Below are 23,621 nucleotides of genomic sequence, written 5' to 3'. Positions count from 1 at the left end.
CATCATAAAAGCAGAGAGCCGTTCGGTCTCTCTGCTTTTTCCGTTTATGACAAATCCGCCGCTTCCAAAAGGTAATCCGCCAAATGTACCGCGCGGACACGGTCTGTTAATCCTTCGCGCAAAATGCCGAGCTGCATTTGCAAAAGGCATCCGGGATTGGCTGTCACGATGACGGTTGCTTCCGTTTTTCCGGCGGCTTTCATCTTGCTGTCTAATATTTTCATAGACATCTCTGACTCTGTTATATTATAAATTCCCGCCGACCCGCAGCAGCTGTCGGCCTTTTCCATTTCTCTGTACTCGGCCCCTTTAATGCTTTTCAAAAGCATGCGCGGTTCCTCTGACGTATGCATCACATTGCGGAGATGGCAGGAGTCCTGATATGTGACGATATGAGGGGATTGCGCCTGAAGGTTCCTTTGATGGAACTTCAGTTCAACCAGTACGGATGAAAAGTCTTTGAGCTTCCGGACGAATTGTTCGGCACGATCCGCCCATTCAGGTTCATCCTTCAGCAAATGCGGATATTCCTGAAGAAAGGCGCCGCATCCGCCGGCGTTTGTAATGATATAATCTGCGTCAAGCGCTTCAAAAGCCGCGATATTCCGCTTGGCCAGTTCTTTTCCCGTCTCTTTTTCTCCGCTGTGCCCGTGAAGCGCGCCGCAGCACGCCTGACCTTCCGGAACCGCGATTTCACATCCGGCCGCCTGTAAAAGCGCTGTTGTCGCATGATTTGTTGCTAAAAACATCGTATCCATTAAACAGCCCGAGAAAAAAGCAGCCCGTTTTTGAACGGGACCCGAGGCGGGAAGAAAACGGGGCCGTTCCTTCATGTCTTTCCGTTTCGGGACGGGCGGGAGCACTTGTTCCATTGTGCGCAGATGCTCAGGCAAAACGCGCAGCATACCGGTTTTTCTGACGGCGGTCTGCAGTCCTGATCTTTGGTATATCCCGAGAAGATTCGCCGCTGTCTGCATGCGGTTTTGATGGGGAAAAAGCCCGCTAAATGCCGCTTTCCGCAAGAGTCGCACGCCCGGCTTATGTTTTTTATTTTGTTGAATGATATCCCTTGCTTCTTCAAGCAGCTGTCCGTAATTGACTCCTGCCGGACAAACGGGCTCGCATGCCCGGCAGCCGAGACACAGCGAAAGTGAGCGCTCGACATCTTCATCCGGCTCGATCAGTCCGTCTGTGACGGCTTTCATCAGGGCGATCCGGCCGCGCGGCGAATGGGATTCTTGAAATCCTGATTCGATATAGGTCGGACAGGAAGGAAGGCAGAAGCCGCAGCGCATGCAGTTCAGCAATTCACCTTCATCCATGCGGTTTTTGAATTCTGTTTGTATTTGTTTCTGCTCTTTAGCCGTTGTCATTTCATCACCACCACGCGTTTCCTTGACGAATTGGCGAATATTTTTCCCGGATTCAGCAGGTTTTGGGGATCGAGCGCTTGTTTGATCGCTTTCATGGCGGTGATGCCTTCTGTTTTCAGCTTCATTTCTAAATAAGGCGCTTTTACGATGCCGACCCCATGTTCACCTGTTATCGTTCCTCCCAGCTCAATCGCTTTCTCAAAAATGGCGGCAAAGGCTTTTTCGACACGTTCCATCTCCTCTGTATTTCGGATATCGGTGGTGCACGTCGGATGGAGGTTGCCGTCGCCTGCATGGCCGAATGTACAGATGGACAAGCCGTATGTTTCTGCAATCTCGTTAATGGCTCTGACCATATTGGCAATTTGTGATCTCGGCACGGTGGCATCTTCCAGAATCGTCGTCGGTTTCAGTCTGGCGAGAGCTGATAGTGCGGACCGTCTGGCCTCTGTAAGGGCGAATGCTTCCTCCTCGGTTTCAGCCGTTTGGACGGATACGGCGGCTCCGTTTTTACAGATGGCTTCGATTTTTTCCATATCGCGTCTGACCGTGTCGCTGTCACCGTCCTGTTCGATCAGCAGTACGGCTTTTGCGTCTGTCGGAAGCCCGATCTTGGCGTAATCTTCAATGACCTGCAGTGTCGGCTGATCCAGAAATTCGAGTGTCGCCGGAATGATTTTTTCAGCGATGATGGCAGAAACCGATTCTGCAGCCGCTTCAATATGTTCATAGAGTGCGAGCAGCGTTTTTTTCGTTTCCGGCTTCGGAACAAGCTTTAAAGTCGCTTCCGTCACAACACCGAGCGTCCCCTCTGATCCGACGAAAAGCCGGGTCAGATCATAACCGGCGACATCCTTTGTCAGCTTTCCTCCTGTGCGGATGATATCGCCTGAAGCCAAGACGGCTTCAAGGCCGAGGACATAATCCCGGGTGACACCGTACTTCAGGCCGCGCAGTCCGCCGGAATTTTCATTAATATTTCCGCCGATCGTCGATATTTTCATGCTGCTCGGATCAGGCGGATAAAATAACCCTTTCCGTTCAACCGCATGAATCATATCTTGCGTGATCACACCCGGCTGGACGGTTGCCGTCAAATTTTCCTCATCAATTTCAAGAATTCGGTTCATATGTTTGAATAAAAGAACAAGACCGCCCTCAGACGGACATGTGCCGCCGCATAAGTTTGTGCCTGAACCCCTCGGCACGATCGGAATGTCATGCCTGCTGCAAATCGTTAATATACGGGACACGTCATCCGTACAGCGGGGGGCGATTACGGCATCCGGCATGGCTTGCAGCTGAGGGGCCGCATCGTACGAATACACAAGACGGCCAGCCGCAGAATCATCATAATTCTCCTTCCCGACCGCCCGGATGAACTGTTCCTTTGCCTCTCGTGAAATCATATTCTCCCAACCTCCCGATTAGAAAAGCGTTTTCATTTAATTGTAAAGAAAAATGATTTCGTAAACTATGGAGAAATAGATGAAAAATGATGGTGATATCACGTGATTTTTGTATGTTGATCTAAAAAGCGAAGCGCCAAATAAAAAGCCGTTATGTCTTCAGGGCGGTCAAGCTTCATATTTGTCAGCGATTCCAGTTTGGAAAGACGGTAGCGCAGCGTATTAATATGAATATGCATGTCATCAGCGGTGCGCTTTAACGATAACTGCCGGTCGAAAAAGGCGCGCAGCGTATCCAGAAGTTCTTCACGGCCGAGCACATGCTCGAGAACCCGCCGTGAAAATTCAGACCGTGTGCCGGGCGCAATATCGGCAAGACACATATCCAGTTTTAAATCTTCTTCAAAGACGGCCTGCTTGTCAATAGCGCCCGCCGAAAGAGCTTTCTCCGCCTGTCCGTATGATTCCGTCAGGCGTTCTCCCGGAACGATCCGTCCAATGCCGGCCGTGACAGGCTGCCCAAAAACAGTGTTCATTCTTTTGACGAGCTTCTCCTTAGAATCCGAGTTTGTTTCATGATTAATGAGAATACGTTCATTTCCCCAGCGGACAAACAGGTCTTCAGGGTATTCACTTTGCCAAAGGCGCCCGAGCTCTTCTGCTTCATATTGCTCATAACGGCCTTGAATGAGTATGATTCGGCGTTGCGCATGAAGGTCTGCTGCAAGGAGCTTTGCTTTTTCTAAAAAACCCGGCGACCATTCTTTTAACTGCAGCCAATCCACCATAAAGGATTCAAGCATTCTCTCACGCCATTGCACTTCTTCCAGGTGGCGCGTTTCTTTTATAAAAAGTTCCGTCATTTTTCTGAGCAATTCCCCGAAAGGCAGGATATCGTCAGGGTTTCCTGTCAGACCGAATACTCCGATCACCTCATGACCCGAAAAAACGGGGAGGTTCAATCCTGCTTTTACGCCCTCGAGCCGTTTTTCATCTTCTTTCGTAATGATGACATTCCGTTTTTCCCGCGCGCAGATCAGAGCTCCTTCATGAAAACATCCGGCGCGCGCAGCGTTGGTGCCCGCGATGATCATTCCTTTTGTATCGGCAATAATCACTTCGCGGCTGTACATATGTTTGACTTCGGCAATCAATTTTTTTGCCAGTTCCGGCTGTAACTGCATTGGCGATCCCCCTCGCCATTATTATACAAAAAAAACCGGGTGTGCCATCACCCGGTTTCATGCTTATTGCGCAGGTTTTAATCCGCCTTCAAGTGTTTTGAGCATTTCATTTTTTTCTGAGTCTGACGCATGCTGCCAAAGAACTTCGAATAAGACGCCGAGACCCGGAAGCATTTTTTCTTCACCGCTTTGGATGGCGTCAACGATAGTATGCTCCAGCTGATCCTGGTTATTGCCGGTCACATTGGCAATAACGGCGTTGCGTAAATTAAGATCCATTACAACCGCTCCTTTTTTCCTGAATGTGATACGCATATTCTTACCGCGCACGCGGTTTATTATGTGCTGTTCTTGAGATATAATAACAACATGCATGAAAAAAGGAGAGCGCAGAAATAAAGTGAAACGAATTGACTCGGCAAAAAACCAAAAAGTGAAGGACTGGAAAAAACTCCACACAAAAAAAGAGAGACATAAAACGAATACATTTCTGATAGAAGGAGAGCATCTGGCAGAAGAAGCGCTCAAGTCAAAGGGAACGGTAAAAGAAATTCTCGTAAAAGATGAGAGCGCCATCCCGGCCGATCTGGACATGAGCATTCCGTGCTATGTGCTGAGCGAAGATGCGTTTTCAGCCGTGACGGAAACGGAAACGCCGCAGCAGATCGCCGCAGTCTGCCATATGCCGGACGAGAAGCCTGACCGGCTGAAGCGGCTGCTTCTGATTGATGCCGTGCAGGATCCGGGGAATTTAGGAACAATGATCAGAACGGCAGATGCGGCGGGGATAGACGCTGTTGTCCTTGGTGAGGGAACGGCAGATCCATACAACGGAAAAACGCTGCGTTCAGCCCAAGGATCTCACTTTCATATTCCCATTTTGAAACGTCCGCTCGACGAGTTTACCGATGAGCTGAAATCGCAAGGCGTCGCGATCTACGGCACGGCGCTTGAAAACGGTGCGGCTTATCAAAGCGTGAAGCCTGAAGAATCGTTCGCGTTAATCGTCGGGAACGAGGGGGCGGGAGTGGACGCCGGCCTTCTGCAAAAAACGGATCTCAACCTGTACGTTCCGCTGTACGGACAGGCGGAGTCGCTGAATGTGGCGGTGGCGGCCGCCATCCTCGTCTATCATCTCAGAGGATAGGTTGCGCAAAGCCGCGAATTTCACTATAATAGATAGCAATAATGTAAAAACCGTGACAGAGGACGTCAATTTTTTCACAAGCTGCCTTCCAGGGAGAAAATGCCGCCGACTGAAAGCATTTTTATCGCAGCACAGAAATTGATTTTCACCTCTCGAGTTGTCACCGGGACCGTGCCAAACGCGCGTAAAGGTGAACCGGAACGATCGTTTCCGTTATGTCAATGAAGCTGTCGGCAGATGAAGTCTGCCTTAAAAAGGGTGGTACCGCGGCCACAACTCGTCCCTTCTCTCAAGGGGCGGGTTTTTTTGTTTTCTGAAAAAGGCATAGAACGGTTTGGTTTACATAAAAGGAGGATGCATGATGGAAGAGAAGCTTAAACAGCTCGAACTGGAAGCTGCAGAAAAAGTAGAAGCGGCAGGTTCATTAAAAGAAGTTAACGACATTCGGGTGCAATATCTCGGAAAAAAAGGGCCGATTACAGAAGTTCTCCGCGGCATGGGCAAACTGTCCGCCGAAGAACGCCCGAAAATGGGAGCGCTCGCCAATGAAGTGAGAGAGCGCATTGCAGCAGCCATTACGGCGAAAAATGAACAGCTTGAACAAGAAGAAATGAATAAAAAACTCAGCAGCCAGACGATTGACGTCACATTGCCGGGCAGTCAGGTAAACATCGGCGGGCGCCATCCGCTGACGGTCGTTATTGAAGAAATTGAAGATTTATTTATCGGCATGGGGTATACCATCGAAGAAGGTCCTGAAGTGGAAACGGATTATTACAACTTTGAGGCGCTGAATCTGCCGAAGGAGCACCCGGCTCGCGACATGCAGGACAGCTTTTACATTACAGAAGAAATGCTGATGAGAACGCAGACGTCACCGGTGCAGACGCGCACGATGGAAAAGCATAAAGGCAAAGGCCCCGTCAAAATCATTTGTCCCGGAAAAGTGTATCGCCGCGACAACGATGACGCGACACATTCCCACCAGTTCATGCAGATTGAGGGTCTCGTCGTGGATCGCAAAATCAGCATGAGCGATCTGAAAGGCACGCTTGAATTGGTCGCCAAAAAAATGTTCGGCCAAGACCGTGAAATCAGGCTCCGTCCGAGCTTTTTCCCATTCACTGAACCTTCTGTCGAGGTGGATGTGACCTGCTTTAAATGCGGCGGACAAGGCTGTTCCGTCTGCAAAAAAACGGGCTGGATCGAAATTCTCGGCGCCGGCATGATTCACCCGAACGTGCTGAAAATGGCCGGATTCAATCCTGAGGAATACCAGGGCTTTGCTTTCGGAATGGGTGTGGAACGGATCGCAATGCTGAAATACGGCATTGAAGATATCCGCCATTTCTATACCAATGATGTCAGATTCATTTCGCAGTTTAAACAGGCGTAAGAGGAGGATACACATGTTTGTTTCATATAAATGGTTAGAAGATTACGTTGACTTGCAGGGAATCGACCCGGCCGTGCTTGCAGAAAAAATTACGAGAGCCGGTATTGAAGTTGAGGGTATCGAGTATAAAGGGGAAGGCGTAAAAGGCGTTGTCATCGGACACGTGCTTGAGCGTGAACAGCACCCGAATGCCGACAAACTCAACAAATGCCTTGTCGATATCGGTGCGGAGGAACCTGTTCAGATTATCTGCGGCGCCCCGAATGTTGATAAAGGACAGAAGGTTGCCGTTGCAACAGTCGGTGCCGTTCTTCCCGGCAATTTCAAAATTAAAAAAGCCAAGCTGCGCGGCGAAGCGTCTCACGGCATGATCTGTTCTCTCCAGGAGCTCGGCATTGAAAGCAAGCTCGTGGCGAAAGAATATGCGGAAGGCATTTTCGTGTTTCCGAATGATGCTGAAACGGGAGCTGACGCAATGGCAGCCCTTCAGCTTGATGATGCGATTTTAGAATTGGGCTTAACGCCGAACCGCGCCGACGCAATGAACATGCTTGGTGTGGCTTATGAAGTTGCGGCTATTCTCGGCACCGAGGTGAAGCTTCCGGAGACTTCATATGAAAAAGCGGCAGAAAAAGCAGCGGACGCTGTTTCCGTCAAGATTGAAGATACGCAGGCCAATCCGCATTATGCCGCAAAAATCATTAAAAACGTCAAAATCGGCCCGTCTCCGCTGTGGATGCAGACGAAGCTGATGAATGCAGGCATCCGCCCGCACAATAACGTCGTGGACATCACAAACTTCGTCCTCCTTGAGTACGGCCAGCCGCTTCACGCTTTCGATTACGATCGGTTCGGTTCAAAAGAAGTCGTCGTCAGAAAAGCGGCGGAAAACGAAACCATCGTGACGCTGGATGAACAGGAGCGCAAGCTGTCAAGCAGCCATTTGGTCATCACGAACGGAAAAAAAGCGCAAGCCGTTGCGGGAGTCATGGGCGGAGCAGAATCTGAAGTCCGTGAAGACACCACCGCGATTTTACTGGAAGCCGCTTATTTCGACGGACAGACCGTCCGCAAAGCGTCGAGAGACCTCGGGCTGAGAAGCGAAGCGAGCGCCAGATATGAAAAAGGCATTGACCCGGCACGCGTTCTGCTGGCGGCTGAACGGGCCTGCAGCCTCATTCAGGCGTATGCCGGCGGAGAAGTGCTCTCAGGCACGGTCGAAGAAAACCATCTGGAAATCGAAGCGAACAACATTCATGTATCTGTTGACAAAGTGAACGCCGTGCTCGGCATGACAATCACTAAAGAAGAAATCATCAGCATTTACAAGCGCCTCGGTTTTGCAGTCGGTGAAGCAAAAGACGTTCTGGTCGTAACGGTGCCGTCACGCCGCGGAGATATTAAAATCGAAGAGGACCTGATTGAAGAAGCGGCAAGACTGTACGGGTATGACAATATTCCGTCCACGCTTCCGGAAACGGCCGGCACGACAGGCGGCTTGACACCGTATCAGGCAAAACGCCGGAAAGTGAGACGTTTCCTTGAAGGAGCGGGTCTTTCACAAGCGACCACATATTCATTGACGAATGATAAAAAAGCGGCCGCTTTTGCGATCGAAAAATCATTCAATACGATGCTTGCTCTGCCGATGAGCGAAGAAAGAAGCATTCTCAGACACAGCCTCGTGCCGAATCTGCTTGAAGCCGTTTCATACAATCTGGCCAGACAGACTGATTCCGTTGCTTTATACGAAACGGGTTCTGTATTTCTGACGAAGGAAGAAAACACAAAACCGGTTGAAAAAGAACGGGTTGCCGGAGCCGTAACCGGGTTATGGCGCAAAAACCTATGGCAGGGTGAGAAAAAGCCGGTTGATTTCTTTGTCGTCAAAGGAATCGTTGAAGGCCTGCTGCATCAATTGAATGTGTCAGACCGGATTGAATTTGTCCAGTCAGAACGCAAAAACATGCACCCCGGACGGACCGCAAACATTCTTTTGAACGGCTCACTTGTCGGATTTATCGGACAGGTGCACCCGGCAATGGAAAAAGAGCTGGATATCAAAGAAACGTATGTGTTCGAGCTTGATCTTCACGCGCTTCTGACTGAGGAAACAGAACCTGTCGTGTACACGGCGATTCCGAAGTACCCGTCCGTCACACGCGACATTGCGCTTGTTGCAGATAAAACCGTCACAAGCGGACAGCTCGAAGCCGTGATCAAAGAAGCCGGCGGCGCGCTATTGAAAGAAGTCACCGTATTTGATGTGTACGAAGGTGAGCATATGGAAGAGGGCAAAAAATCCGTCGCCTTCTCGCTCCAATATGTCAACCCTGAACAAACATTGACAGAAGAAGAAGTGACAAAAGTCCACGAAAACGTGCTGAAAGCGCTGGAAGAAACGTATCAGGCCGTATTAAGAGGATAAAGAAAAAGCTTGCAGATCACTCTGCAAGCTTTTTTGTTATGACCTTTTCCGTTCTGCAAGGCGTTTTGCTTTTTGCGTATTGGCAAAATGCAGTTTAGTGAACGTCCTGAGCGCATCTTCTCCTTTATTGATGATCAGCTTGGCGGCAGCTTCATCGACGTGCGGCCCCGCGCCTTTCGGAATCGTCATCCCGGCTTCCCGGGAAAGCTTATCCATTTCAATTAAGAAAGAATACCGCGCGATGATAGAGGCTGCGGCGACGGAAAGATGTATGCCTTCCGCCTTCGTGCTGAAAAACGTTTTTTCTTTTACGATATCCCGCCCGGAAAGATGCTTAAAATAAATGCCGGGCTCTGCAAATTGGTCAATCAGAATCGCTTCCGGTTTGACGCCGTTCATTTTCCTCAGCAGATTGGAAATCGCCTGATTATGAAGGAGCGCCTTCATTTTCCCCTGGCTCATGCCTTTTTCCTGCATCTGATTGTATTTTTCATTTTTTAACACAAGCAGGCTGTAAGGAATGGTTTTAATTAACAGTTTGGCGATTTCAATAATCTGCGGATCTTTTAAATCTTTCGAATCCTTCACGCCCAGTTCTTTCATTAAAGAAAGCTTTGTTTTGTCGGCATAGGCGCAGGCAACCGTTATCGGTCCGAAGTAATCGCCTGTTCCGACCTCATCTGAGCCGATTACCGACATGGACGCAATGCCCGCCGGGGGAGCGTAGAGCGGGTCGGCCGCTTTTTTGACGGTTTTCTTTGCTTTCGGCGCCTCAGCCGTTCCCCAGCGGGCCGCTTCTGTGCCGGCGTTTTTTCCTTGAAAGAGAACCTTGCCCGAACGGTAGGCTGTAATGGTACAGCCCGGCGGCTTAGCCTGGAAGACGGCGCCCTGCGGAACGGCCGGAGTAAGGGAGCCGGCATAGGATTGTTTCATTTGTTCTATAGCGGAAGCGGATACTTTTATAACAGAATGGGACACGATATAATCTCCTTTTTTGGCACTTTTCACTGTATATACCAGTGTATCATAACAGCCTGAGGCTCGTCTTTCCATTCAATCGATAATCGTGGTATGATAGGAACTAGGATTCTCGCGGAATGGAGGAGAAACGTTGTCTGACGGCAAAAAAACCAAAACGACAGTAAACATTTACGGCCAGCACTTCACCATTATCGGGGAAGAAAGCAAAGCGCACATGCGTCATGTGGCCGGAATGGTTGATGATAAAATGAGAGAAATCAATGAGAAAAATCCATATCTTGATATAAATAAGCTCGCTGTTTTGACTGCGGTCAATGTCGTGCATGATTATATGAAACTGCAAGAAAAATATGAATTACTGGAGCGGCAGCTTAAAGAAAAGGAATGAACACCATATGATAGATATCATCATCTTAGTTTTGCTCTTGATGGGCACATTGCTTGGATTGAAAAGAGGATTTATCCTCCAATTTATATATTTAACGAGTTTCATCCTCTCGCTTGCGTTTGCGGCGCTTTTTTACAAAAATCTGGCCCCGCATTTAAGTTTTATACCCGCGCCTGATTTTTCCGGCGGGCAGACGGCTCTTTCTTTTATTAAAGGAAACGTAGAGACGGCTTATTACAACGCGATCGCGTTTGTCATTTTGTTTATCATTGCAAAGATTCTGCTTCGGATTATCGGAGCGGCGCTTAATATCATCGCAAGCATTCCGGTCATTAAACAGATCAACAAACTGCTTGGCGGGGTGCTCGGGTTTCTGGAAGTCTATTTATTTGCGTTTATCCTGTTATACGTCGCATCCGTACTGCCGGTAAGCGCGCTTCAGGATATGCTCGCACAATCGACGCTTGCAAATATCATCACGCATCATACGCCGTATCTGTCTGGGCTCCTGCAAGAACTGTGGGCCCAGTACGGGGCATAAAAAACTTCTCTTGACCGGAGAAGTTTTTTTCAAGCTCTGCGTCAGTTGTGCCGGAGAAGAAAAATTTGTATGATGAAAAGCAGGAAACGACTGGGGGTTAACAGTATGCATAAAAAAGATATCATCAGGCTGCTTGAAACGATTGCGGTCTATATGGAACTGAAAGGGGACAACCCGTTTAAAATATCAGCCTTCCGAAAAGCGGCAGCGGCGCTTGAGCAGGATGACCGCAGCCTGTCGGAAATCGACGACATGATGTCTTTATCCGGAATCGGAAAAGGCACCTACGGCGTCATTCGTGAATATATGCAGGAAGGTGTGTCCAGCACGCTTCTCCAATTGCAGAAAGAAGTCCCGGAAGGCTTGGTTCCTCTTTTGAAGCTTCCGGGCCTAGGCGGCAAAAAAATCGCCAAACTGTATCAGGAGCTTGGCGTTCATGACGCGGAATCGCTGAAAGAAGCATGCGAGCAGCAAAAGGTGCAAGGGCTCGCCGGTTTCGGAAAAAAAACGGAGGAGAAAATCCTTCAGGCTCTCGGAGAAGCCGGAAAACAGCCGGAACGTTTTCCGATCGGCTATGCGCTCGGCATTGCTTCAGTCATTGAAGAACATTTGGACCGGCTGACGGATATTCAGAAATATTCCCGGGCCGGCAGTCTCAGAAGAGCGCGGGAGACTGTTAAAGATCTCGATTACATTATCGCTACAGATCATCCGGAGGCTGTCAGAGATCAGCTTCTGTCCCTGCCGAACGTAAAAGACGTGATAGCTAGCGGGGATACAAAAGTATCTGTTATCCTGACCTTTGAATATGAGACGAGTGTGGATTTCCGGCTTGTGACAGAGGAGCAGTTTGCGACCACACTGCATCATTTTACCGGCTCGAAAGATCACAACATTAAGATGCGCCAGCTGGCGAAAGAGCGCGGCGAACGGATCAGCGAATACGGGGTAGAAACCATAGAAACGGGAGAAGTCAAAACGTTTCCGAGTGAAGAAGCCTTTTACGCCCACTTCGGTCTGCCGTTTATTCCTCCGGAGCTCAGAGAAAGCGGGCAGGAGGTCGACACGTATCGGGAAGAAACGGACCTTGTGGAGCAAAAAGCGATAAAAGGCGATCTCCACATGCACTCAGCCTGGAGTGACGGCGCTTTTTCCATCAGGGAAATGGCAGAAGCGTGTATGGCAAAAGGCTATCAGTACATGGCGATCACCGACCATTCCCAATATTTAAAGGTAGCCAACGGGTTAACGGCCGAACGGCTCAGAAAACAAGCGGAAGAAATTGACGCGTTAAACGCTGAGTTTGAAAACTTTCATATTTTTAAAGGCGTAGAAATGGACATTCTCCCCGACGGTTCGCTTGATTATGATGACAGTGTTCTGTCTGAAATGGATCTTGTCATCGCATCTATTCATTCAAGCTTCAGCCAGCCGGAGCATGTCATTATGAAACGGCTTGAACAGGCGCTGACGAATAAGCACGTGGACATTATCGCCCACCCGACGGGCCGCCTGATCGGCAGACGGGCCGGCTATGAAGTCGACATCGACATGCTGATTGAGCTCGCAGCCAAAACAAATACGGCGCTTGAGCTGAATGCAAACCCCGCGCGTCTCGATTTACGGACTGAGCATCTGATCAAAGCAAACGAAAAAGGCGTGACTTTGGTCATTAATACAGATGCCCATAATATAGAAATGCTCGATGACATGAAAACGGGCGTGACCGCTGCGCGCAAAGGCTGGACTGAAACAAAGAATGTGTTAAACGCCCGGCCGTTACATGAGGTCAAAGCATTTCTGACGCGCAATGATTAAGTAAGGAGGACCATAAAACCGTGCAGCAAAAAGTGTTATCATCACTTGAATTTCATAAAGTAAAAGAACAGATTACCGCACATGCCGCCTCATCGCTCGGCCGGGAAAAGCTTCTGCAGCTGAAGCCTTTAACGGATCTCGCCGACATCCAAAAACAGCTGGATGAAGTCGAAGAAGCATCCGCGGTCATGCGCTTAAGAGGCCATGCTCCGTTCGGCGGGCTGACCGATATAAGATCGGCTTTGCGGCGGGCGGAAATCGGCAGTGTGCTGACTCCGGCGGAATTTACCGAATTGTCCGGGCTGCTGTATGCCGTTAAACAAATGAAGCACTTTATCAGCCAAATGACAGAAGACGGCGTCAGCATTCCGCTGATACAGGCCCATGCAGAAGAACTGATTACATTGGGCGATTTGGAAAGGGAGATTAACTCCTGCATTGACGATCACGGCGAAGTGCTTGATCATGCATCTCCCGCCCTAAGAGGAATCCGGACGCAGCTCAGGACGCTTGAATCAAGAGTGAGAGACCGTCTTGAATCGATGCTGCGTTCATCTTCCGCATCAAAAATGCTGTCTGACACCATCGTTACGATCCGGAATGACCGCTTTGTCATTCCGGTCAAACAGGAATACAGATCAAGCTACGGCGGAATTGTCCACGATACATCTTCATCCGGTGCGACGCTTTTTATTGAACCGCAGGCGATCGTAGATATGAACAACTCGCTTCAGCAGGCGAAGGTAAAAGAAAAACAGGAAATCGAACGGATTCTCCGGATGCTGACGGAGCATACGGCTGAACACACACATGAAATCGCTAAAAATGTAGAAGTACTGCAGACATTGGATTTCATTTTCGCCAAAGCGAGATACGCAAAAGCAATGAAGGCGACAAAACCATTCATGAACGGAGACGGCTTTATCCGTCTCAAAAAAGCGCGCCATCCGCTGCTGCCCCAAGATCAAGTCGTCGCCAACGATATTGAACTGGGCGGAGATTATTCAACGATCGTCATCACGGGCCCGAATACGGGCGGTAAAACCGTTACGTTAAAAACACTCGGGCTGCTGACGATAATGGCGCAGGCTGGATTGCACATACCGGCTGATGAGGGATCGGAAGCCGCCGTATTTGACAATGTGTTTGCCGATATCGGAGATGAACAGTCGATCGAACAAAGTCTGAGTACGTTCTCATCCCACATGGTCAATATCGTCAGTATTTTAAAAGAAGTGTCTGAAAACAGTCTTGCGCTGTTTGATGAACTCGGTGCCGGAACAGACCCGCAGGAAGGGGCGGCGCTTGCCATGAGCATTCTTGACGAAGTCCACCGGACAAACGCCAGAGTGCTTGCGACAACCCATTACCCGGAACTGAAAGCATACGGATATAACCGGCAAGGCGTCATGAACGCCAGCGTTGAATTTGACATTGAAACACTTTCGCCTACCTATAAGCTCCTGATCGGAGTACCAGGCCGAAGCAACGCATTTGAAATTTCAAGACGCCTCGGCCTGCCGGAGCATATCATCGGCCAGGCGAAGTCAGAAATGACCGCCGAACACAACGAAGTCGATCTGATGATCGCATCGCTTGAAAAAAGCAAAAAAAGAGCGGATGAAGAGCTTTCTGAAACCGAATCAATCAGAAAAGAAGCAGAAAAACTGCACAAAGAGCTTCAGCAGCAAATCATTGAGCTGAACGCCCAAAAAGATAAAATGATGGAAGAAGCCGAACAAAAAGCGGCGGAAAAACTGGAAGCCGCCGCAAATGAAGCCGAACAGATCATCCGCGAGCTCCGGTCCATCAAGCAAGAACACAGATCCTTTAAGGAACACGAGCTGATTGATGCCAAAAAACGTCTCGGAGACGCGATGCCGGCTTTTGAAAAATCAAAGCAGCCGGAAAGAAAAACAGAGAAAAAACGCGAGCTGAAGCCGGGCGACGAAGTAAAGGTGCTCACATTCGGACAAAAAGGGGCGTTGCTTGAAAAAACCGGCGAGAAAGAATGGAACGTCCAAATCGGCATCCTCAAAATGAAGGTGAAGGAAAAAGATCTCGAGTTTCTCAAATCGGCTCCTGAACCGAAAAAAGAAAAAGCAATCACCGCCGTAAAAGGGAAGGATTATCACGTATCCCTTGAACTTGACCTCAGGGGAGAGCGTTACGAAAATGCCCTCAGCCGCGTCGAAAAATATTTAGATGACGCGGTGCTTGCCGGCTACCCGAGAGTGTCCATCATTCACGGAAAAGGCACGGGCGCCCTTCGCAAAGGGGTGCAGGATCTTCTGAAAAACCACCGCAGCGTGAAAAGCGCGCGGTTCGGGGAAGCGGGAGAAGGAGGATCAGGCGTAACGATTGTCGAACTAAAATAAAAAGGGAGAAAACGTCATGAATGCTTTTTGGGAAGATGAGCTTGTTGAAATCGCGGCTTATTACAGTGTGGCCGTCTTGTGTCTCGTCATTTTTCTGACCGTGTTTGAATTGGTGACATCCTATAAAAACTGGGTGGAAATCCAAAAAGGCAATCTTGCGGTGGCAATGGCGACCGGAGGGAAAATTCTCGGTATCGCGAATGTCTTTCAGCACAGCATCGCCCAGCATAATTCGCTTTTGCAAATGATCGGCTGGGGCGTATACGGATTTATTATGCTTTTAATCAGCTATTTTATCTTTGAATTTCTGACGCCCCGGTTTAAAATTGATAAAGAAATTGAAAAAGATAACAGAGCTGTCGGCTTTATTTCATTTGTCATCTCAGTCGGCCTGTCATTTGTGGTGGCCGCCGGGATTTAAGGGGACGGGGAAAAATGGAGAAGCTTGCGAAAGTGCTGCTGTCGGCAGCGGGAATTTTTCTGTTCATCGGACTTATTTATCTGGTCATGACATCTTAATACTGAAAAAAGGCTGCCGAATTGAAATCGGCAGTCTTTTTATTGAGAATACCAATTGATGCACATCGTATCAGAGCAAATGACGGCTTCCCAATTCATGGCGCGGATAACAGACAGCATGTCTTGATCCTCCATGAGAAAGAGTGTTGTGAAAGAATCGTACACACTCATAAAAGCGGCGCGCCGCTTTACATCAGCAATCATCATGTCAGCCTGCAGCAGTCCGCATACATCCGAAGACGCTGTTTGCTTGAGCGAAAATAGGCCTTCCGCTTCGATCGGCTCATAAAAAGTGCAGCGCTCAATGCCTTTTGAACGAAACACGTCCAAGAGTCCCGGTATCAAAAATGGCGAAGTGACATCATCGCTCGGCAAGTACAGATCGGGGTGATGAAGCCGGTTTAACAGCGCGGCGGATTCAGGCCGGGCATATTCATCCCGCAGTGCCGTGACAGCAGTCATCAGTGCAAGCGCGGTCTCTTTTTCAGAGCGCAGTCCGCAAATGGTCATGACGGTTTTCCAGGAAACAGGTCTGCCCGTTTCGATGATCTCCTCATCACTCGGATAGATATGCTCAAAAGGCCGCTTGCGCTTTTGCGCTTCCCACCCATCCGGCATTCGGACAAAGGGATGAAGCAAAAAGGCGGCTGAAGTAAACGGCTTCGGCAGCTGGCGCAGGATAGGAACTCCCTCTTCAAAATACAGTGTTTCCAGCAAACTCAACACCTCCTGAACTCGAAAATAACATGAAACGCTTTCCAATTCCAATCAGCCTTCTGCTATAATAATAGCGTATAGGAAAACAGAAGGGAGAGGTTTTATGCAGTCTGAAAAGCCATGGCTTTCTCAATATCCCGAAGAGATTCCGCATGAGCTTGAATTTACCGGTCAAACCCTGCCATCCAATCTGACAAACTCCGCAGCTCAATTCCCGAACCATACCGCCATTTATTTTCTCGGAAAAAAACTCACATTCCAAGACGTTCTCACAGATTCATTAAAGCTAGCCGCTTTTTTACGCAAAACAGGCCTGAAAAAAGGCGACAGAGCCGCCATTATGCTGCCCAATTGTCCGCAGTCGGTCATCGCATTTTACGGCGTATTGTTCGCCGGGGGCATAGTCGTTCAGACCAATCCTCTCTACACGGAACACGAGCTTGAGTATCAGCTGCAAGACAGTTCGCCGCGCGTGATCATCACCCTCGATATGCTGTTTCCGAAGGTGATAAAAATGAAAACGTTGTCAATTGTTGAACGCATTATTACAACCAGTATCAAAGACTTTTTGCCGTTTCCGAAAAATATGCTTTATACACTCACGCAAAAAAAACAAGTGCATATCGATTACGACGGACATGAACAGATTCACAGCTTAGCGGACATTTTAAAAAATGAAAAAGCGGAGAAGGCGGAGGAATTTGATATTGATCCTGAGCATGACATCGCCGTGCTTCAATACACGGGCGGAACAACCGGCTATCCGAAAGGCGTCATGCTCACGCACAAAAACATTCAGGCCAATACAGAAATGGGCGCCGCCTGGATGTACAAAATGAAAAAGGGAGCCGAAAAAGTGCTCGGCATCGTACCTTTTTTTCATGTGTACGGATTAACCGCCGTGCTGAATTTTTCCATCATGCAGGGGTGTGAAATGATTCTGCTTCCTAAATTCAATCCTTTGGATACCTTGAAAACAATCGACAGGCAAAAGCCGACAGTTTTTCCGGGAGCTCCGACGATTTACATCGGGCTTTTGCATCATCCGGAACTGAATAAATATGATCTGTCCTCCATAAAAAGCTGTCCGAGCGGTTCAGCAGCGCTCCCGGTCGAAGTCAAACAGAAATTTGAAAAAGTGACCGGCGGAAAGCTTGTGGAAGGCTACGGATTATCCGAAGCATCACCGGTGACCCATTCAAATTTCATCTGGGGAAAAAATAAACCCGGCAGCATCGGCTGTCCCTGGCCCAATACCGACGCCGGAATCTATTCAGAAGAAAAAGGCGGGCTTGCGGAGCCGTATGAACACGGCGAGCTGATCGTAAAAGGTCCGCAGGTTATGAAAGGCTATTGGAACAAGCAGGAGGAGACGGCCCGTGTCATCAGAGACGGCTGGCTGTTTACCGGAGACATGGGATATATGGATGAGGAAGGATTTTTCTACATCGCCGACAGGAAAAAAGACATCATCATTGCCGGGGGATACAACATTTACCCTCGTGAGGTGGAAGAGGCGCTGTATGAGCATGAAGCCGTTCAGGAAATCGTCGTAGCGGGCGTGCCTGATTCCTACAGAGGGGAGACGGTGAAAGCATTTGTCGTTTTGAAAAAAGGCGCCGAAGCGGATGCCGATGAGCTTGATGCGTTTGCCAGAGAGCGGCTTGCGCCGTACAAAGTCCCGAAGCTGTACGAATTCAGAAAAGAGCTTCCGAAAACGGCCGTCGGAAAGATATTAAGAAGGCGTCTCGTCGAAGAGGAAGATGCTTCTCATGAAAACAAGGTGCCTTAAAAGAAAAACTTGACAAAACCGGGAATCCTTTTTATCATGAAGTTATGAATGAATAGTCATTCATTTATTGAAGGAAGGAACGATGACATTGAACCAAAAACGGCCAAAGTATATGCAGATCATTGATGCAGCAGTAGAAGTCATAGCGGAAAACGGCTATCACCAATCACAGGTGTCCAAAATCGCCAAGCAGGCCGGCGTTGCGGACGGCACCATCTATTTATATTTCAAAAACAAAGAGGATATACTCATTTCTCTTTTTAAAGAAAAGATGGGCCAGTTCATTGAACGCATGGAAGAAGAAGTGAAAGAAAAAACGACGGCAAAAGAAAAACTCGCTCTCGTCATTAAGCAGCACTTCACACTGCTCGGCAATGACCGCCACCTCGCGATTGTGACCCAGCTTGAGCTCAGACAGTCGAATATCAAGCTGCGCCTGAAAATCAATGATATTTTAAAAGGTTATTTAAACATGCTGGACACCATTTTGACCGAAGGAATCGAGTCGGGCGAATGGAAAGACAATCTCGACGTCCGCCTCGCCCGGCAGATGATATTCGGGACGATAGATGAAACAGTGACAACATGGGTGATGAACGATCAGAAATATGATCTTCCGGATTTGTCAGACAAGGTATTGGAACTGTTGGTGTCAGGGATTCATCAAAACTAAAGGGGGTTGACGGATGAACAGCCTTTCAGTGGCGGTTGAACAATCTGTCGCGGTGATCACCATCAATCATCAGCCGGCCAACGCGCTGTCCGGTGCGGTTTTAGCTGAATTATCCGGTCTGTTCGACCGGTGTGAAACAGATGACAGCGTCAGAAGCATCATCATTCGCGGTGAGGGAAAATTTTTTTCGGCGGGCGCCGATATCAAGGAATTTACGTCGCTTGATGATCTTGAGCAGTCTTCTGCCATGGCGGATAAAGGTCAGCAGCTGATGGAAAGAATTGAAGGGTTTCCGAAGCCCGTTATCGCGGCGATTCACGGCGCTGCGCTCGGCGGCGGTCTGGAGCTTGCCATGGCCTGTCATATCAGAATCGCCACATTGGATGCAAAGCTCGGCCTGCCCGAGCTGAATCTCGGCATTATTCCGGGCTTTGCCGGGACGCAGCGCCTGCCCCGGTACGTCGGCACGGCGAAAGCGCTTGAGATGATCGGCACTTCAGAACCTGTGACCGGAGAAGAAGCGCTCAGCCTCGGGCTTGTCACAATAGGCGCCGAAAATGAAGAGGAGCTGCTGGAAAAGGCGAAAACGCTAGCGGGCAAGTTTGCGGAAAAAAGCCCGCAGTCGATGGCTTCCCTGCTTGAGCTTCTTTATTCAAACAAAGTCTATTCTTATGACGGCGGCTTAAAGCTCGAAGCAAAGCGCTTTGGGGAAGCATTTGCATCAGAAGACGCAAAAGAAGGCATTCAGGCATTTCTCGAAAAAAGAAAGCCTCAATTCGGTGGGCGAAGATAAAGGGGATAAGAATATGAATCTATTTGTACTGATGAAACGGACGTTTGACACAGAAGAGAAAATCGTCATTGAAGCAGGAAAGATTCAGGAGGACGGAGCCGAGTTTATCATTAATCCGTATGATGAGTACGCCATTGAAGAAGCGATTCAGCTGAAAGAAGAGCATGGCGGAACCGTTACCGCCGTAACCGTCGGCGGAGAAGATGCGGAGAAAGAACTCCGCACCGCTCTTGCGATGGGGTGCGACCAGGCGGTATTAATCAATATTGAGGATGACCTGAGCGATCCCGACCAATACTCCATTTCCACGATCTTATATCACTATTTCAAGGACCGGGAATATGATCTGATTCTCGGCGGAAATGTCGCGATTGACGGCGGTTCCGGCCAAGTGGCCCCAAGACTTGCCGAACTGTTGAACATTCCTTGCGTCACAACGATTACAAAACTGACAATCAGCGGCGATGAAGCTATGGCAGAGAAAGACAACGAAGGGGATACCGAAGTCATTAAAACCTCACTTCCTTTAGTCATCACGGCACAGCAAGGCTTAAACGAGCCGCGCTATCCGTCGCTTCCGGGCATTATGAAGGCGAAGAAAAAACCGCTGGAAGAGCTTGAGCTCGATGACCTCGGCATTGATGAAGATGATGCTGCACCGAAACTCAAAACGATCGAACGTTTTCTCCCGCCGCAAAAAGAAGCGGGCAAACTGATCGAAGGAGAAGCCGCTGAGCAGGCGAAGGAGCTTGTCTCACTGCTGAGAAAAGAAGCCAAAGTCGTATAAACCGATATTAAAGAAACTGGGGGATGTCAGAATGGGAAAAAAAGTGATCGTACTCGGAGAAATTCGTGACGGCGCCTTACGGAACGTCACCTTTGAAGCCATAGCCGCAGGCAAAACCATTTCCGGCGGAGGAGATGTCATCGGCGTGCTGTTGGGAAAAGGCGCGGCTGATGCAGCATCAGAACTCATTCAGTACGGCGCCGATAAAGTATTTACGGCCGATGCAGCGGGACTTTCTCAGTATACGGCGGACGGATATGCAGCGGTTCTAGGGGATCTGATCGAAAATGAAAAGCCCGATGCGGTTATTTTCGGCCATACTTCTATGGGAAAAGATTTGTCACCGAAGCTTGCGGCCCGGTTTGAAACGGGATTGATTTCAGACAGCACGGATGTAAGCGTTACCGGAGACAACATCGTATTTACAAGACCGATCTATTCCGGCAAAGCCTTTGAACAGGTGATTTCAACCGATCCTTTCATCTTGGCGACAATCCGTCCGAATAACATTCAGGCATTAGAAAGAGATGCAAGCCGCACGGGTGATATTGAAGAGCTTGCGGTCCCGCCGGCAGATTTGCGGACGGTCATTGAAGAAGTAGTTAAAAAAACAGCGGACGGCGTGGATTTATCAGAAGCGAAAATCATCGTTGCGGGCGGCCGCGGGGTAAAAAGTAAAGATGGGTTTGAACCGTTAAAAGAACTTGCCGAAGTGCTGGGAGCAGCGGTGGGCGCTTCGCGCGGCGCGTGTGACGCGGATTATTGCGACTATTCTCTTCAAATCGGCCAAACGGGGAAAGTCGTTACACCGGATTTGTATATTGCCTGCGGGATTTCCGGAGCGATTCAGCACTTGGCGGGGATGTCAAACAGTAAAGTGATCGTTGCCATCAACAAAGACCCGGAAGCGGAAATATTCAAAATAGCGGACTACGGAATTGTCGGCGATTTGTTCGAAGTGGTTCCGCTCCTGACCCAGGAATTTAAAAAGGCCAATATTCATTCATAACCAAAACCCTCTGGCTTCATTTGTCAGAGGGTTTTGGTTTGTGATGATTGATTCGTACAAATTATGTATTGGTAAAATAACAGATTGACATGTACGAACCAATATAATAAGCTTTTTGTAAAGCGCTTACAAACTTATCCTTTCAGCATACATACATCCCAGATACATAGATTGGCTGTAGTGCTTTCATTCTTATTAAGGGGAAGGAATGATCAAGTATGTCTCACAATACGGCAGTCATTCAAACGGATATCACACGGGGAACCATTAACAAAAACATATACGGACATTTCGCGGAACACTTAGGAAGAGGCATATATGAGGGCATCTGGGTCGGAAAAGATTCCGATATTCCGAATACCGGCGGAATCAGGACGGATGTCGCCTCCGCCCTCAAACAGCTCCAGATTCCCGTTCTCAGATGGCCCGGCGGCTGTTTTGCTGATGAATATCATTGGGCAAACGGCGTAGGGGAACGAAAAACCATGCTGAATACCCATTGGGGCGGAACGATTGATTCCAATGAATTCGGCACGCACGAATTTATGATGCTTTGTGAACTGCTCGGCTGCGAACCGTACATCGCCGGAAACGTCGGCAGCGGAACGGTTAAGGAAATGGCTGATTGGATTGAATACATGACGTTTGAAGCGGGCACGCCGATGTCCGACTGGAGAAATGAAAACGGGCGGGAAAAACCGTGGAAGCTGAAATATTTCGGTATAGGAAATGAGAACTGGGGCTGCGGCGGAAACATGCATCCTGAGTATTATGCCGATCTTTACCGGCACTTTCAAACCTATGTCCGCAATTACAGCGGGAATGCAATCTATAAAATTGCCGGCGGTGCGAATGTCGACGATTACCGCTGGACAGAAACCTTAATGAAAAAAGCCGCTGATCTCATGGACGGGCTGAGCCTGCATTATTACACAATACCGGGCGACTTCTGGAAGGGAAAAGGGTCAGCGACGGAGTTTACGGAAGATGAATGGTTCATCACGATGAAAAAAGCGGCTCATATGGATGAATTGATTACAAGGCACAGCGCCATTATGGATCAGTACGATCCGGAAAAAAGAGTCGGTCTGATCATTGATGAATGGGGCACATGGCTTGATCCTGAGCCTGGCACGAATCCGGGCTTTTTGTATCAGCAAAATACGATCCGCGACGCGCTTGTCGCCGCCACACATTTTCACATTTTTCATCAGCACGCAGACCGTGTGCAGATGGCCAATATCGCGCAAACCGTCAACGTGCTTCAGGCAATGATCCTGACAGAAGGCAAAAATATGCTGCTGACGCCGACATATCATGTGTTTGATATGTTTAAGGTTCATCAGGATGCTTCTCTTTTGGCCGCAGAAACAAAAGCGGCCGAATACGAATGGAAAGACGGCCGGCTCCCGCAAGTCAGCATTTCGGCGTCCAAACAGAAAAACGGCGGCATACATATCAGCATTTGCAATATCGATCACCTGCACAAAGCTGACGTGAAGATTGAACTGCGGGGCATGAAAAAGATTGGGAAGCCTTCCGCGACGATTCTGCATGCTGAAAAAATGAATGCCCGCAATACATTCAGCAGCCCGGAAAACGTCAAACCGAAGCCGTTTTCCGGGTTTACGCAGAAGGGCGGAAACCTGGAGGCGGAGCTTCCTCCGATGGCGGTTGTATTAATCACGCTGCCGGCGGGTCCATCTTAAGTTTTGAACGCCTGCTGATCGGTTATCATACATTCTATAAATAAGATTATTTTCGGCGGGTTCGGGAGAAAATAATATAAGCATTAAATTAGCATGAACGAATGGGAGATGCTATACTAAAAATCATCATTTGACATTGGAGGAATAACAAATGGCTATCGTAAAAGCAACTGATCAATCGTTCTCAGCTGAAACAAGTGAAGGTGTCGTATTAGCTGATTTCTGGGCTCCTTGGTGCGGACCTTGTAAAATGATCGCGCCCGTTCTTGAAGAGCTTGATCAAGAAATGGGAGACAAACTGAAAATCGTCAAAATCGACGTGGATGAAAACCAAGAAACTGCCGGTAAATACGGCGTCATGAGCATCCCGACACTTCTTGTGTTAAAAGACGGAGAAGTGGTTGAAACATCTGTCGGCTTCAAACCGAAAGAAGCCCTTGAAGAGCTTGTAAACAAACATCTGTAAGCCGAAAGTTTCTGTTACGGCTACGGCAGGGCGATTCCTTTAAAAGGGATCGCCTTTTTTGATCTTCCAAAAGCTGAGAATGGAGAAAAACAAATGTTCGTGATACACTGAAT

Annotated in this window: 21 protein-coding genes; 15 read left to right on the top strand and 6 right to left on the bottom strand. The window is 48.7% G+C overall.

Features of this window, described 5'->3' with window-relative positions; translation table 11 throughout:
- Nucleotides 1-44 precede the first annotated feature (44 nt).
- The 4 genes from AC1DN5_RS09420 to sspI form a co-directional block, all read right to left on the bottom strand.
- Entirely contained in the window at nucleotides 45-1,373 is a 1,329-nt protein-coding gene (locus tag AC1DN5_RS09420) for a (Fe-S)-binding protein (RefSeq protein WP_016938643.1), read from the bottom strand.
- Nucleotides 1,370-2,782, bottom strand: a complete 1,413-nt coding sequence (gene glcD / locus AC1DN5_RS09415; RefSeq protein WP_188154621.1) for a glycolate oxidase subunit GlcD — start codon at nucleotides 2,780-2,782, stop codon at nucleotides 1,370-1,372. Before glcD ends, AC1DN5_RS09420 begins: the two co-directional genes overlap by 4 nt.
- Nucleotides 2,783-2,880: 98 nt before the next feature.
- On the bottom strand, nucleotides 2,881-3,966 hold the full coding sequence (locus AC1DN5_RS09410; RefSeq protein ID WP_049627137.1) for a CdaR family transcriptional regulator: 1,086 nt from the start codon (nucleotides 3,964-3,966) through the stop codon (nucleotides 2,881-2,883).
- Nucleotides 3,967-4,029: 63 nt separating this feature from the next.
- Nucleotides 4,030-4,245 carry a small acid-soluble spore protein SspI gene (sspI, locus tag AC1DN5_RS09405; protein ID WP_003152527.1) on the bottom strand — a complete coding sequence of 72 codons (216 nt, stop codon included), beginning with the start codon at nucleotides 4,243-4,245 and terminating at the stop codon, nucleotides 4,030-4,032.
- Between the two features lie 121 nt (nucleotides 4,246-4,366).
- Between sspI and AC1DN5_RS09400 the strand changes: the two genes are divergently transcribed.
- From AC1DN5_RS09400 to pheT, 3 genes are all read left to right on the top strand, one after another.
- Nucleotides 4,367-5,113 (top strand): TrmH family RNA methyltransferase, encoded by a 747-nt coding sequence (locus AC1DN5_RS09400; protein WP_064777777.1) that lies wholly within the window; start codon nucleotides 4,367-4,369, stop codon nucleotides 5,111-5,113.
- A 361-nt stretch (nucleotides 5,114-5,474) separates the two neighbouring features.
- Complete coding sequence (gene pheS / locus AC1DN5_RS09395; protein ID WP_016938647.1) at nucleotides 5,475-6,509, top strand: phenylalanine--tRNA ligase subunit alpha; 1,035 nt, start codon at nucleotides 5,475-5,477, stop codon at nucleotides 6,507-6,509.
- Between the two features lie 13 nt (nucleotides 6,510-6,522).
- On the top strand, nucleotides 6,523-8,937 hold the full coding sequence (gene pheT, locus AC1DN5_RS09390) for a phenylalanine--tRNA ligase subunit beta (RefSeq protein ID WP_366969107.1): 2,415 nt from the start codon (nucleotides 6,523-6,525) through the stop codon (nucleotides 8,935-8,937).
- Between the two features lie 36 nt (nucleotides 8,938-8,973).
- On the opposite strand, the gene rnhC is transcribed toward pheT, so the two are convergent.
- Nucleotides 8,974-9,915, bottom strand: a complete 942-nt coding sequence (gene rnhC, locus AC1DN5_RS09385; RefSeq protein WP_045925242.1) for a ribonuclease HIII — start codon at nucleotides 9,913-9,915, stop codon at nucleotides 8,974-8,976.
- A gap of 133 nt (nucleotides 9,916-10,048) precedes the next feature.
- Here rnhC and zapA point away from each other — a divergent pair, with 133 nt between their 5' ends.
- The 5 genes from zapA to AC1DN5_RS09360 all read left to right on the top strand — a co-directional run bounded on the left by zapA (nucleotide 10,049) and on the right by AC1DN5_RS09360 (nucleotide 15,464).
- A complete protein-coding gene (zapA, locus tag AC1DN5_RS09380; protein ID WP_016938650.1) occupies nucleotides 10,049-10,306 on the top strand; it encodes a cell division protein ZapA in 258 nt (85 codons plus the stop codon).
- A gap of 7 nt (nucleotides 10,307-10,313) precedes the next feature.
- Nucleotides 10,314-10,847, top strand: coding sequence for a CvpA family protein (locus tag AC1DN5_RS09375; protein WP_366969108.1), 534 nt, complete (start codon nucleotides 10,314-10,316; stop codon nucleotides 10,845-10,847).
- 105 nt (nucleotides 10,848-10,952) lie between these two features.
- Nucleotides 10,953-12,665: a DNA polymerase/3'-5' exonuclease PolX gene (polX, locus tag AC1DN5_RS09370; RefSeq protein WP_198697983.1), complete on the top strand. Its 1,713-nt coding sequence runs from the start codon at nucleotides 10,953-10,955 to the stop codon at nucleotides 12,663-12,665.
- 20 nt (nucleotides 12,666-12,685) lie between these two features.
- Complete coding sequence (locus AC1DN5_RS09365) at nucleotides 12,686-15,043, top strand: endonuclease MutS2 (protein WP_366969109.1); 2,358 nt, start codon at nucleotides 12,686-12,688, stop codon at nucleotides 15,041-15,043.
- Nucleotides 15,044-15,059: 16 nt separating this feature from the next.
- Entirely contained in the window at nucleotides 15,060-15,464 is a 405-nt protein-coding gene (locus AC1DN5_RS09360) for a DUF350 domain-containing protein (RefSeq protein ID WP_441397045.1), read from the top strand.
- Between the two features lie 137 nt (nucleotides 15,465-15,601).
- On the opposite strand, the gene AC1DN5_RS09355 is transcribed toward AC1DN5_RS09360, so the two are convergent.
- A complete protein-coding gene (locus AC1DN5_RS09355) occupies nucleotides 15,602-16,279 on the bottom strand; it encodes a DUF2711 family protein (protein ID WP_366969110.1) in 678 nt (225 codons plus the stop codon).
- A gap of 103 nt (nucleotides 16,280-16,382) precedes the next feature.
- On the opposite strand from AC1DN5_RS09355, the gene AC1DN5_RS09350 reads away from it, so the two are divergent.
- From AC1DN5_RS09350 to trxA, 7 genes are all read left to right on the top strand, one after another.
- Nucleotides 16,383-18,071 carry an AMP-binding protein gene (locus AC1DN5_RS09350; RefSeq protein ID WP_366969111.1) on the top strand — a complete coding sequence of 563 codons (1,689 nt, stop codon included), beginning with the start codon at nucleotides 16,383-16,385 and terminating at the stop codon, nucleotides 18,069-18,071.
- Nucleotides 18,072-18,159: 88 nt separating this feature from the next.
- Entirely contained in the window at nucleotides 18,160-18,744 is a 585-nt protein-coding gene (locus tag AC1DN5_RS09345) for a TetR/AcrR family transcriptional regulator (protein ID WP_014470798.1), read from the top strand.
- Nucleotides 18,745-18,757: 13 nt separating this feature from the next.
- Nucleotides 18,758-19,537: an enoyl-CoA hydratase gene (locus tag AC1DN5_RS09340; protein WP_016938656.1), complete on the top strand. Its 780-nt coding sequence runs from the start codon at nucleotides 18,758-18,760 to the stop codon at nucleotides 19,535-19,537.
- A gap of 13 nt (nucleotides 19,538-19,550) precedes the next feature.
- Nucleotides 19,551-20,324 (top strand): electron transfer flavoprotein subunit beta/FixA family protein, encoded by a 774-nt coding sequence (locus AC1DN5_RS09335; RefSeq protein ID WP_264818963.1) that lies wholly within the window; start codon nucleotides 19,551-19,553, stop codon nucleotides 20,322-20,324.
- 31 nt (nucleotides 20,325-20,355) lie between these two features.
- A complete protein-coding gene (locus AC1DN5_RS09330) occupies nucleotides 20,356-21,333 on the top strand; it encodes an electron transfer flavoprotein subunit alpha/FixB family protein (protein ID WP_045925249.1) in 978 nt (325 codons plus the stop codon).
- A 218-nt stretch (nucleotides 21,334-21,551) separates the two neighbouring features.
- A complete protein-coding gene (locus AC1DN5_RS09325; RefSeq protein WP_327815114.1) occupies nucleotides 21,552-23,042 on the top strand; it encodes an alpha-N-arabinofuranosidase in 1,491 nt (496 codons plus the stop codon).
- A gap of 151 nt (nucleotides 23,043-23,193) precedes the next feature.
- The gene (gene trxA, locus AC1DN5_RS09320; protein WP_003152560.1) at nucleotides 23,194-23,508 is read left to right on the top strand and encodes a thioredoxin; all 315 of its coding nucleotides are present in this window, start codon (nucleotides 23,194-23,196) and stop codon (nucleotides 23,506-23,508) included.
- The last annotated feature ends 113 nt before the right edge of the window (nucleotides 23,509-23,621 follow it).

Source organism: Bacillus sp. 01N42_2 (assembly GCF_056399565.1).
This window is presented reverse-complemented; position numbering and strand designations above follow the sequence as displayed.

Excerpts from the sequence above, each read along its gene's own strand:
- AC1DN5_RS09420 (WP_016938643.1), bottom strand. The coding sequence starts at position 1,373 with ATGACAACGGCTAAAGAGCAGAAACAAATACAAACAGAATTCAAAAAC.
- glcD (WP_188154621.1), bottom strand. The coding sequence starts at position 2,782 with ATGATTTCACGAGAGGCAAAGGAACAGTTCATCCGGGCGGTCGGGAAG.
- AC1DN5_RS09410 (WP_049627137.1), bottom strand. The coding sequence starts at position 3,966 with ATGCAGTTACAGCCGGAACTGGCAAAAAAATTGATTGCCGAAGTCAAA.
- sspI (WP_003152527.1), bottom strand. The coding sequence starts at position 4,245 with ATGGATCTTAATTTACGCAACGCCGTTATTGCCAATGTGACCGGCAAT.
- pheS (WP_016938647.1), top strand. The coding sequence starts at position 5,475 with ATGGAAGAGAAGCTTAAACAGCTCGAACTGGAAGCTGCAGAAAAAGTA.
- pheT (WP_366969107.1), top strand. The coding sequence starts at position 6,523 with ATGTTTGTTTCATATAAATGGTTAGAAGATTACGTTGACTTGCAGGGA.
- AC1DN5_RS09375 (WP_366969108.1), top strand. The coding sequence starts at position 10,314 with ATGATAGATATCATCATCTTAGTTTTGCTCTTGATGGGCACATTGCTT.
- polX (WP_198697983.1), top strand. The coding sequence starts at position 10,953 with ATGCATAAAAAAGATATCATCAGGCTGCTTGAAACGATTGCGGTCTAT.
- AC1DN5_RS09360 (WP_441397045.1), top strand. The coding sequence starts at position 15,060 with ATGAATGCTTTTTGGGAAGATGAGCTTGTTGAAATCGCGGCTTATTAC.
- AC1DN5_RS09350 (WP_366969111.1), top strand. The coding sequence starts at position 16,383 with ATGCAGTCTGAAAAGCCATGGCTTTCTCAATATCCCGAAGAGATTCCG.
- AC1DN5_RS09340 (WP_016938656.1), top strand. The coding sequence starts at position 18,758 with ATGAACAGCCTTTCAGTGGCGGTTGAACAATCTGTCGCGGTGATCACC.
- AC1DN5_RS09335 (WP_264818963.1), top strand. The coding sequence starts at position 19,551 with ATGAATCTATTTGTACTGATGAAACGGACGTTTGACACAGAAGAGAAA.
- AC1DN5_RS09330 (WP_045925249.1), top strand. The coding sequence starts at position 20,356 with ATGGGAAAAAAAGTGATCGTACTCGGAGAAATTCGTGACGGCGCCTTA.
- AC1DN5_RS09325 (WP_327815114.1), top strand. The coding sequence starts at position 21,552 with ATGTCTCACAATACGGCAGTCATTCAAACGGATATCACACGGGGAACC.
- trxA (WP_003152560.1), top strand. The coding sequence starts at position 23,194 with ATGGCTATCGTAAAAGCAACTGATCAATCGTTCTCAGCTGAAACAAGT.